General features: G+C 41.1%; 13 protein-coding genes and 1 pseudogene. All 14 read left to right on the plus strand.

Features of this window, described 5'->3' with window-relative positions:
- Positions 1–122: 122 nt before the first annotated feature.
- Positions 123–1,855: pseudogene (locus E1963_RS20890) on the plus strand (helicase-related protein); the annotation flags it as partial.
- A gap of 135 nt (positions 1,856–1,990) precedes the next feature.
- Positions 1,991–2,332, plus strand: a complete 342-nt coding sequence (locus E1963_RS18830; RefSeq protein ID WP_132281547.1) for a DUF6664 family protein — start codon at positions 1,991–1,993, stop codon at positions 2,330–2,332.
- Between the two features lie 122 nt (positions 2,333–2,454).
- Positions 2,455–3,795, plus strand: a complete 1,341-nt coding sequence (locus tag E1963_RS18835) for an AAA family ATPase (RefSeq protein ID WP_132281550.1) — start codon at positions 2,455–2,457, stop codon at positions 3,793–3,795.
- A 2-nt stretch (positions 3,796–3,797) separates the two neighbouring features.
- Positions 3,798–4,391 carry an RloB family protein gene (locus E1963_RS18840; RefSeq protein ID WP_243117811.1) on the plus strand — a complete coding sequence of 198 codons (594 nt, stop codon included), beginning with the start codon at positions 3,798–3,800 and terminating at the stop codon, positions 4,389–4,391.
- Between the two features lie 129 nt (positions 4,392–4,520).
- Entirely contained in the window at positions 4,521–5,189 is a 669-nt protein-coding gene (locus E1963_RS18845; RefSeq protein ID WP_132281553.1) for a DUF4145 domain-containing protein, read from the plus strand.
- 189 nt (positions 5,190–5,378) lie between these two features.
- Positions 5,379–6,350 (plus strand): DUF3991 and TOPRIM domain-containing protein, encoded by a 972-nt coding sequence (locus E1963_RS18850; RefSeq protein WP_132281577.1) that lies wholly within the window; start codon positions 5,379–5,381, stop codon positions 6,348–6,350.
- The gene (locus E1963_RS18855) at positions 6,347–6,541 is read left to right on the plus strand and encodes a DpnD/PcfM family protein (RefSeq protein WP_132281556.1); all 195 of its coding nucleotides are present in this window, start codon (positions 6,347–6,349) and stop codon (positions 6,539–6,541) included. Before E1963_RS18850 ends, E1963_RS18855 begins: the two co-directional genes overlap by 4 nt.
- 14 nt (positions 6,542–6,555) lie before the next feature.
- Entirely contained in the window at positions 6,556–6,960 is a 405-nt protein-coding gene (locus E1963_RS18860; protein ID WP_132281559.1) for a hypothetical protein, read from the plus strand.
- Positions 6,961–7,054: 94 nt separating this feature from the next.
- On the plus strand, positions 7,055–7,240 hold the full coding sequence (locus E1963_RS20250; protein WP_207669413.1) for a hypothetical protein: 186 nt from the start codon (positions 7,055–7,057) through the stop codon (positions 7,238–7,240).
- 6 nt (positions 7,241–7,246) lie between these two features.
- Positions 7,247–7,357 (plus strand): DUF3789 domain-containing protein, encoded by a 111-nt coding sequence (locus E1963_RS18865; RefSeq protein WP_132281562.1) that lies wholly within the window; start codon positions 7,247–7,249, stop codon positions 7,355–7,357.
- Positions 7,347–7,601 carry a hypothetical protein gene (locus E1963_RS18870; RefSeq protein WP_132281565.1) on the plus strand — a complete coding sequence of 85 codons (255 nt, stop codon included), beginning with the start codon at positions 7,347–7,349 and terminating at the stop codon, positions 7,599–7,601. Before E1963_RS18865 ends, E1963_RS18870 begins: the two co-directional genes overlap by 11 nt.
- A gap of 3 nt (positions 7,602–7,604) precedes the next feature.
- Positions 7,605–8,411 (plus strand): DUF5688 family protein, encoded by an 807-nt coding sequence (locus E1963_RS18875; RefSeq protein ID WP_315974376.1) that lies wholly within the window; start codon positions 7,605–7,607, stop codon positions 8,409–8,411.
- The gene (locus E1963_RS18880; RefSeq protein WP_132281571.1) at positions 8,408–8,761 is read left to right on the plus strand and encodes a plasmid mobilization protein; all 354 of its coding nucleotides are present in this window, start codon (positions 8,408–8,410) and stop codon (positions 8,759–8,761) included. The genes E1963_RS18875 and E1963_RS18880 overlap by 4 nt, the downstream gene beginning before the upstream one ends.
- Before the next feature lies 1 nt (position 8,762).
- Positions 8,763–10,175 (plus strand): relaxase/mobilization nuclease domain-containing protein, encoded by a 1,413-nt coding sequence (locus tag E1963_RS18885; protein WP_132281574.1) that lies wholly within the window; start codon positions 8,763–8,765, stop codon positions 10,173–10,175.
- The last annotated feature ends 107 nt before the right edge of the window (positions 10,176–10,282 follow it).

A 10,282-nucleotide genomic window follows, 5' to 3' on the forward strand; every position in this document is an offset into this window, starting at 1 on the left:
AAATCACTTAGACTATGAAAAATGGAGAGCCGTGTACATCGAGAGGTGTAAGCACGGTTCGGGAGGGGGTTACGCTAAGACCGCTGACGAAAGGAAGTATGGCGTGGCGTTTCCTACCTTATGAACTTTATACCATGCAGAGATATTTACAGTACAATACGTTGGCAGAAAGTAATCTGCAATTTTTTGACGCATGGGCGTCTACGTTTGGAGAGACGGTATCAGCCATTGAACTTGCACCGGAGGGTACAGGTTATCGTTTGAAAACAAGGTTTGCGAAGTTTTATAATCTGCCGAAACTCATGATGATGTTCCGGGAGGTAGCAGATATACAGACTGCTGATATGCTGAATCTGCCTGTCCCGGAGGCGGAGTATCGGGTGATTACGGTCAAGCCAAGTGAAATGCAGAAAAACATGGTGCTTGATTTAGGGGAACGTGCGGAGCGGGTACGAGAAGGGGGAGTAAATGCCACAGAAGATAATATGCTGCTTATCACCAATGATGGAAGAAAACTGGCACTCGACCAAAGGCTGATCAATGAAATGCTGCCGGACGAGGAAGAGAGTAAAGTCAATTCCTGTGTGAATGAAGTTTACCGATTCTGGTACGATAATAAAGAAGATAAATTGACGCAACTGGTATTTTGTGACTTGTCCACACCAAAGAAAGATGGAAGTTTCAGTGTCTATAATGATGTCAGGGATAAACTGATTGCAAGAGGCGTACCGCCGGAAGAGATTGCATTTATCCATGACGCTAATACTGAAGTCCGAAAAAAAGAATTGTTTTCCAAAGTCCGAAGAGGTGCTGTCCGTGTTCTGATGGGTAGCACTTTTAAAATGGGAGCCGGGACGAATGTGCAGGACTTAATCATTGCCAGCCATGATCTGGATTGTCCGTGGCGTCCCCGTGATTTGGAACAGCGGGCAGGAAGAACGGTGCGTCAGGGAAATAAGAATAAGAAAGTTGATATTATCCGGTATGTGACGGAGGGAACATTTGACGCTTATTTTTTCAGATGATTGAGAATAAGCAGAAGTTTATCAGTCAGATTATGACCTCCAAAAGTCCGGCAAGGACAGTGGAAGATATAGACGAAACAGCATTGTCGTATGCAGAAATCAAGGCACTTGCCACTGGGAATCCATATATCAAGGAAAAAATGGATCTGGATATTCAGGTGTCAAAGTTACAGTTGCTAAAACAGAGTTTTTTAAGCCAGAAGTACGATATGGAAGATAAAGTGACGAAACAATATCCAAGAGAAATCAAAGCTCTGACGGAGAAGATTGCTGATTATGAGGCAGATATTGCATTAGTAAAGGAACACACGCCTTCAGACAGAGAAATATTTCCTGTCATGCAGATAAAAGGAATCTCTTATGACGAAAAACAGGAGGCAGGAAAAGCCATCATCACAGCCTGCAAAGAGATGAAGTCTCCTGATCCAGAGATGATTGGTGTGTATCGTGGGCTTTCGATGGAACTATATTACAATACCTTTTCAAAGGAATTTGTCATCAATTTGAAAGGAAACATCAAACATCAAGTGTCACTCGGTACGGATATTCATGGAAATATTACTCGTTTGGATAATGCCATTGCGAAGTTTGAAGATAATCTTTTACGGTGTCAGGAACGATTGGAAACAACGAAGGTACAGTTGGAGACAGCAAAGCAGGAAGTAGAAAAACCATTTCCGCAGGAGGAAGAGCTGAAAGAGAAAGTCGCACGTTTGGGTGAGTTAAATGCGCTATTAGACATGGACAAGAAAGACAGTACCCTGCTTGACGCAGAGCCGGACGAGGAAATAGAAGAGAAAGAAAAGAGCAGCCGGGTGTTGGAACGGTGAGTATTGCGGTGTTGGGAAGCCAATACCGCCTACATAGCAGAGGAAAACTGTCTAATCTGCAAAATGGAAATTCGCACAATGGAACAAAAGATAGTGTATTGTTATGTTTTTTATTGAAAGAAAGAGGTGGACAGAGTGCGGATTGATGATATAGATATTTATAAACTTCCGAAATGGCTGGAAGGTATTTTTGAAGAAGTGGAACGAACCTGTTATAAAACGCTGGAAGAAGAATCAGAGTTTTATAAGGCAGTGCTTGAGGAAACCCATGAATTACTGGATAAATATAGTTTTCTTTCTACTATCGCAGACAATGATGAGATAAGAGAACCGATGAATCTGAGTATCACAGAGGTGCAGGCACTTTCAAGATTTTGGCTGTTGGAAACAGACAGAATGTCTATGGAAATGGTGCAGATGTATTTATTGGGGTGTCGGCACATGTGGGAACTGATGGAATTGTTGGGAATGAGTTAGATTTTAAAATACGATTTTGCAGAAAAATTGCAAAATGAGAATAAAATCGTTGACTGTTAAAAATAATAAGCATATAATTATAATATGATTTTGCAAAAATTTAGCAGAATGGAGGTTATTATATGCTTCTTGAATTTAAGACAAAGAACTATAAATCATTTGTAGAAGAATCCAGTTTTTCTATGGTAGCAGCACCGAAACAAAAGGGGCTAGATTACAGTTTAATGAAAACAAAGGTAAAAGGAAAAGAAATTCGTGGTTTAAGCTCCTCTGTGATTTACGGACCGAATGCTGCAGGAAAAACCAATATTATAGGTGCAATGGATGTTCTTCGTGCGATTGTGCTTAGGGGAAATATTAGAAATACCGAAGAGAAATCTTCACCAAATCCAGCAGCAACAGCATTGGAGTTGATTCCGAATAATAAAGAAGCAGAAGGAAAGCCTGTGTATTTTTCTGTTGAATTTTATGAGGAGGCAGAAAGCGATAAGTTTCGGATTTTATACGAATTAGAGATTGATTTGGGAGTATTTCTTGATGAAGAATATCCAAGAAAGATCGTTACTGAAAATCTTTTTGTAAATGGAGAACCAATTTTTCAGCGTGCCGATAATCTGCATATTGGAAATATGAAAGTAATTAGAGAGTATCTTTCTGATGTGACAGAGCAGAATGTGGATAGTATCAATGAAATCGCAAAAAACAGTTTAAACAAAGAGGAATTATTTTTGACCAATGGTTTTAAACTAATCTTTTCACAAAAGTTCGTGAAATTGATTTTAGATTGGTTTACAAATAAGTTTATGGTAATTTATCGCGCAGATTCTATGCAGTTGATAAAAAGGTTCGCTGATCCTAAGAAAAAGGCTGTTTATGTGGAAAAGACAACAGATAAAGCGGCGAAGTTATTTGGAATTAATTCAAATGCAGTCGGATATGTGATAAGCGAAGATGAGCCGGAGGCAAAATTATATTCTATTTTTAAAGACATGAAGAACAAAAAAAATACAGCTATTGCGGCTGAAATTTTTGAATCCTATGGAACAATCCGATTTATCAATATGTTTCCGTTAGTTATAAAAGCAATTCAGACAGGCGGAACACTAATAGTCGATGAGTTTGATGCGTCTATTCATCCAATGGCATTGATGAGTATAATCAATGTTTTTCATAATGATGACATCAATATCCACCATGCACAGTTGATTTTCAACACACACAATCCAATCTTTTTGAATTCTAATCTGTTTAGAAGAGATGAGATTAAATTTGTAGAGCGTGATGATGACAGTCACCAGAGTATTCTATATGCGTTGTCTGATTTTGGAACAACTGGCGATAAAGGTGTCCGCAAACATGAGGATTATATGGGAAAATACTTTATCAGTCAGTATGGTGCGATTAAGGATATTGATTTTACACCAATCTTTGAGGAGATTTTGGATAGAGAAGGTGAGGTGTAATTATGGCAAGGAGAAAACCAACCAACAAATATTATTTTAGTGTCGAGGGAGAAACAGAGCAGTGGTACTTGAAGTGGCTACAAGACCTGATTAATAATACGGAAGAATCTGTTTGTAAAGTTTCAATTGATTGTCCAGTGAAAAAGAATCCATTAAAGCACGCAAAATCTTTGACTGTCACAAGAAAGATTGAGGTATATCATTTTTTTGATTATGAAAGTAATGAGCCTATTCATGTGCAAGGCTTCCAAGACGCTATGGATAATATGAAGAAAGCAGAGCAATTAGGCAAGCAGATTAAGTATAAATCTGGATATAGCAATTTCACTTTTGATCTATGGATTATATTGCACATGATAGATTGTAATGCTTCATACGCTCATAGAAAACAGTATATTACACCAATCAATAAAGCTTTTGGAGAGAAGTTTGAAAATATGGACGAGTACAAACATGAGGATAATTTCAAACGCTGTTTGACTAAAATGAATCTTTCTAATGTGATTGACGCTATCAAACGTGCGAGAAACATCATGCAGAGGAATCAGGAAAATGGATATACATTGCACCAGTATAAGGGTTATGGATACTATTAAGAAAACCCATCTCTTTCAGTGTGGAAGGCAATAGAGAAAATTTTGAGTGATTGTAAGTTAATATGAGATGGGAATTGAAAACAAATGTTTAAGTATAATTTGTGTTTATAGCGAAAGTGAGGCGCATAAATGATGAAGTTCGATTTAGAAAAAGAAGAAGTAATCAAATGTTTTCATTGTGGTAATGAAACACCTATGTCACAGATAGGCAAATATAGTTGGGGATCGCGTGATATTGAATTTGCAGATTTTGACTATCTTTATGAATATGAGCTGTTTGCTTGCCCAGTTTGTCACAAGGTTACTTTGCGTGAAAGTTATGGTGATGAAACGATGATAGTACCACATCTTGATGGAGCAATGAGGTATCATTGTGATAAAACTATTCTTTTTCCAACTAATAGTATTGATAGTAATTCTATCCCGTCTAAAGTTAAAGAGGCGTATGAGGCGGCTTTAAAAGTAAAAAATATTGATAAATATGTAGGCTTATTAGCTCTTAGGCGTACACTTGAATTGGTTCTTAAAGATAAAGGAGCAACAAAGTGGGGACTGAAAGATAAAATTGAAGAGATTGCAGAAAAAGGAGTATTGCCGGATACATTGAAAGAGGCTTCTTCATTGACTAAAATTCTTGGAGATTCTGCTGCTCATGATAAGGAGATGGATATAGAACAACAAGATGTTGAAAGTATGGCAGAATTTGTTGAATATATTATTGAATATTTATACGTTGTACCAGATAAAATTAATTCATACAAACAAAGGTTAAGTTCTAAAACAGAAAGAAGTGAGTGAGATGTATCGTATCAAGTAATAGGAAAAGCCAATATGATATGGCTTTATTTTAGAGCAAAAGTTATAAAATTGTATTTTTACATAGCCGGAAGGTTTTCAGTAACGAAAATCTCCCGGCTATTCTTATGCCCTGATATTCCAAATTCAATCTCGAATGTCAAATCATGGGCAGGAAAGAGGGTGAAAACTATGCCATATATCGCACCGGAAGTGGTACAAGAAGTAAAGAGAATGGATTTACTGACGTACCTTAAAAACTATGAACCGTCGGAACTTGTGCATCTCTCCGGCAATACCTATACGACCAGAACTCACGACAGTCTGAAGATTTCCAATGGGAAATGGATGTGGTGGAGTCAGGGGATTGGTGGTCGGTCAGCGCTGGATTATCTGATAAAAGTGAGAGGGTATCCGTTTCTTGAGGCAGTAGAAATTATTGCAGGACAGGCAGCTATTCAGCCGCCTGTTCCTGCACCAACCGAAAAGAAAACAGAAAAAATCCTGTTACTTCCCAAAGCCTGCCGCTACACAGAGTATGCAGTTTCTTATCTGAGGCGCAGAGGAATTGATACGGAACTCATTCATTTTTGTTTGGAAACTGGACGCATATATGAGAGTGCGAATTACCACAATGTTGTTTTTGTAGGTAAGGATAAAGAGGGAGCCCCCCGATATGCAGCACTGCGAGGTGTGGGGACAGACTTCATCGGAGAGGCAAGTGGAAGTGATAAAAACTATTCCTTTTCCATTCCTGCCGAGGGAGAATGCAAGGAAGTTCATCTGTTTGAATCTGCTATTGATCTGTTATCTTACGCTACATTACAAAAAATGAGTGGTCAGAACTGGAGAGCAGAACACCTGTTATCTCTTGCTGGAGTTTATCAGCCGGCAAAGGAAATAGAGAAAAGTAAAGTGCCTGCAACGCTGGTACATTTCTTGAAAGAGTATCCGGAAGTGCAGTCGGTTGTGTTTCATTTTGATAATGACAGGACTGGGAGACTGGCAACAAAAGCCATTCAGACAGTATTGCCGAAAGAGTATCGGATAAGAGACTGTCCGCCATCTGCAGGGAAAGATTACAATGACTTTCTCTGTGTCCAGTTAGGACTACAGATGACGAAACGTGAAAAAAGAAGCCGGGAAAGAGGTGGAGCGAGATGAAAACGTATGATGTAACAATCACGGAAACCCTGCAAAAGACCGTCTCTATCCGTACAGACAGTCAGGCGGAGGCAGAAGAAATTGCACAGGAGAGATGGAATGATGAGAAGTATGTTCTTGGTGCAGATGATTTTGTAGGGGCAAATTTTGAAGCAAAAGAACGTGTCAGAGAAAAGAGTTATGAGCGATAGAAAGAGGACTTTGCATGAAAGCGATTAAATATGTGTTGAAGATTATCCATAAAAAAGAGATTGTTCTTGCGTCCATTGACCGGGAACGAATTGAAGAAACCTTAAAAACCATGTTGCAATCCGAGAAAGAAAAGGACGTAACCGGAGATGAGTTGATTGGAATTGTAGTAGAAGAAAAAGACGAGAGAAACTGTCAGGGAGCTTGTGAGGGGTGTGAATATTTTTGTCCGAATGAGCAGGACTGCATGATGGATGACCTTTCGGATCGGTGTCTGGAATGTGAGTGTCATTGCAAAAACTGTGGCGGATGTACGATGTTAGGTGGCGGCGAATGCGGGGAAGAGGTCTGTGAAAAATGTCATTGGCAGTGTAAGGAGTGTGGCAGTTGCACCCATCCGCAAGGCGAAAAACAGACTTAGAAAGTATGTCTTTTCGGGTGGTAATGTTCTTTACATTCGCAGCGGTTACGCAAGAGGTGTGAGATACACTATACCAGCAAGCAACGCCTTTGGATTGCCAGACGAACGTCCGGCAACCCTGCGGCAGCTTGTCAGGGGCATTTCCGCTACCGCTCCGGTCCGCGCTGAACAGACGTCCACTGGACGTCTAGCGCCCCTGAAACCCTTGACTGGAACTGGAAGTGTCCAGTATGGAATCGAAAATTGTGTGGCGGATGTCCGTCATAAGAAAGGTGAGTGAATGTATATGTGGAAGTTTCTGTGTGGAATGGTCGTTGGAACAGCTTTCGGAGTTGTTCTGATGTGTCTGTTGCAGATTAATCGGATCAATGGGAGGGAAGGTCAGAATGAAAATTGAATTAGAGAGAGCAGATAAAAAGAGACGGGAAAAAAGACTGATGAAGTATTATCAGCAGATAGAGAAGCAAAAGAGAAAAGGGGCAGTCAGAATGAGAACAGATAAGGTGTTTGCTGAAAGTGTGGTGCAGAATATTCAATCCTATCTGCCGCCGGAATTACGAGCTGTGGAATGTTCTGTGGTAGAAACTCAGAAAAACAATGGCGTGGTTTTGACGGGAGTTACTTTTAAAATGCCCGATTAAAAGATTGCCCCGGTTATTTATATGGCTCCTTTTTATGAGGACATCAAAAGAGGAGAATCTATTGAAAAAGTCATGGAGAACATTGCAGACTGTTTCATGGCAAACTATGAGTGTCAGGAGATTGCTCAGGGTATAGATCTCATGAGATATGAAAGTGTCAAAGATTATATTGAGCCTGTGCTTATTAATACAAAGGCAAATCAAAGGGCGCTTTCCCAAATGCCCCATGAAAAAATGGAGGACTTATCTATCATTTATAAAGTGGTATTTCCTTCTTTGGGTGAGAATGGAAGCGCAAGTATGAAAATTACAAATGAATTGGCAGGGCTGTGGGGTGTTCAGCTACAAGAACTTCACGAAACTGCATTGGAAAATGGTGTCCGTAGAAAGCCGGCGGTTTTGCAGGATGTGGATAAAATTATGAGTGAAATTTATTTCCATGATGTAGCAGCAGAAAATTTGCTGGAGCAGGCGGATACCATCAGTTACGGCGAAATGTTTGTCTTATCGAATGCGGATCGTATGGATGGCGCTGCAGTATTGGCATATCCAGATTTATTAAAGCAGGTGGACGAAAAATTTGATGGCGGGTTTTATATTTTACCGTCATCCATCCATGAGTGTTTGGTTGTTCCCAAAAGGCAGGGAATATCACCAAAAGAACTTGGGAAGATGGTTAGAGAAGTAAATGCGACCGAGGTGGACAGGCAGGAAGTTTTGTCTGACCGGGTATATGAATTTGACAGAGAAAGGAATTGTCTTTGTCAGGTAGCAGTATCCATAGACAGGGGAAGGGAGATGGAACGATGAGAAAACGAAATGTGCCAGTTATGTTCCGGCTCAACCGCAAAGAGGCGGAGGTGTTGGATAAGAAAGTAAAGAAAAGTGGTCTCAACCGAGAAGCATATTTGCGGCAGTTGATTACAGGTGTTGTGCCAAGGGACGCACCGCCGCCGGATTATTATTCTATGATGAGGGAACTTCATAAAATCGGGAATAACCTGAACCAGATTGCACAGAAAGCACACACGCTGAACGTCATAGATGTGCAGAGGTATGACGGAGCAATGCGTATGTTTGAAAAGACCGTGAAAGAGATTACCGAGGCGGTCATTCTGCCGGAGAATGCAGAGGGGCGGGGAATCCCGCAAAAGATGTGACGTGGCTACCACATCAATCTGGAGCGTGAAAGGGTGGCTTGGCAAGGTTGTGATTTATGTGGAGAACCCGGAAAAGACTATGAATCCGAAGGTAGTGCAGCAACCAGAAATTGCGGAAGAAGAATCGCAGGGACTGTCTGATGTCATTGCTTATGCGGTGAATGAAGAAAAGACCAGACGAAATGAGAAAGGGGAGATTGCAGAAGAAAGTGAGACGGTCATGGAGCAGTATGTTTCCGGTGTCAATTGTACACCTACCACCGCCCGGACGGAAATGATGGCGGTAAAAAAGAGATATGGAAAAGATGAGGGTATTATGGCATTTCACGGGTATCAGTCGTTCGCACCGGGGGAGTGTACTCCGGCAATGGCACATGAGATCGGTGTGAAGCTGGCAGAGGAGTTATGGGGAAACAGATTTCAAGTGTTGGTTGCCACTCATTTAGACAAAGCACATCATCTTCATAATCATTTTGTGGTAAATTCGGTATCCTTTACAGATGGGCTGCGATACCACAGGACAAATCAGGACTACCGGGATATGCGGAGGGTATCGGATAGGCTTTGCAGAGAATACAAGTTGTCCGTGATTGAGAATCCGAAACCGGGCAAGACACAGCATTATGGAGAGTGGAGAGCGCATCAGGAGGGCAGACCGACCTATCGGGGAATCGTGCAGGCAGATGTGGACGAGGCAATCAGGAAAGCGAGAACAGAGCGCCAGTTCTTCCATTATCTGAAGGAGAAAGGTTACACGATTAAGATTGGAAAGGATATTACGGTGCGACCGGAGGGAAAGGATAGAGGATTGAAACTTGCCCGGAATTTTGGGGAAGAGTATACCCTTGAATCTATCCGCAGAAGAATCCTGATACAGAACCGGGAAATTTGCAAATCCGATGTGTCGCCAAAGAAAGAGCCGGTGAGTTTGTTTCGTTTGCACGGGACATTCAACCAACGTAGGAAAATTGGTGGTCTGCGGGGATTGTATCTGCATTATTGTTATCTGTTGGGAATCCTGCCGAAAAGCAGACCGCAGACGAGTACCAGACAAATGCACTTTCTGCTCAGGGAAGATTTGAGAAAATTGAATCAAATCACAAAAGAGACAAGGCTGCTTTGCCGCTATCACATTGATACCGCAGAGCAGCTTTTTTCGTGGAAAGAAACTTGCGAGAATCGTCTGGAGCAGTTGGAGAGGAAGAGAAAATCTCTCAGATACCGGGTTCGGAGCGTGAACGAAGAGGAAACACGGATGGAGATGAAAGCGGAGATTACTGGATTGACAGAGCAGATGGGGAAACTCAGAGAGGAGGTGAAGCTGTGTGACGGAATTGCCGCACGTTCCGGTTTGATAAAAGAGAAGATAAAAATTGTGCGGCAGGAGAATCGGGACAGAAAGACCAACTATTAAAAGTCAAGTAGATAATTAAAAAAAGTAAAAAGAAATTTTCTGGTAAAAAGAGCACGACAATAAGGCCTGCTATCATGCAAGCCAGAACTGGGATATAAGGAGTTACG

This window comes from Extibacter muris, from assembly GCF_004345005.1.
In the GTDB taxonomy this organism is placed as follows: domain Bacteria; phylum Bacillota; class Clostridia; order Lachnospirales; family Lachnospiraceae; genus Extibacter; species Extibacter muris.

Coding starts and splice junctions, on each gene's coding strand:
- E1963_RS18835 (WP_132281550.1), top strand. CDS start 2,455: ATGCTTCTTGAATTTAAGACAAAGAACTATAAATCATTTGTAGAAGAA.
- E1963_RS18840 (WP_243117811.1), top strand. CDS start 3,798: ATGGCAAGGAGAAAACCAACCAACAAATATTATTTTAGTGTCGAGGGA.
- E1963_RS18845 (WP_132281553.1), top strand. CDS start 4,521: ATGATGAAGTTCGATTTAGAAAAAGAAGAAGTAATCAAATGTTTTCAT.
- E1963_RS18850 (WP_132281577.1), top strand. CDS start 5,379: ATGCCATATATCGCACCGGAAGTGGTACAAGAAGTAAAGAGAATGGAT.
- E1963_RS18855 (WP_132281556.1), top strand. CDS start 6,347: ATGAAAACGTATGATGTAACAATCACGGAAACCCTGCAAAAGACCGTC.
- E1963_RS18860 (WP_132281559.1), top strand. CDS start 6,556: ATGAAAGCGATTAAATATGTGTTGAAGATTATCCATAAAAAAGAGATT.
- E1963_RS18865 (WP_132281562.1), top strand. CDS start 7,247: ATGTGGAAGTTTCTGTGTGGAATGGTCGTTGGAACAGCTTTCGGAGTT.
- E1963_RS18870 (WP_132281565.1), top strand. CDS start 7,347: ATGAAAATTGAATTAGAGAGAGCAGATAAAAAGAGACGGGAAAAAAGA.
- E1963_RS18880 (WP_132281571.1), top strand. CDS start 8,408: ATGAGAAAACGAAATGTGCCAGTTATGTTCCGGCTCAACCGCAAAGAG.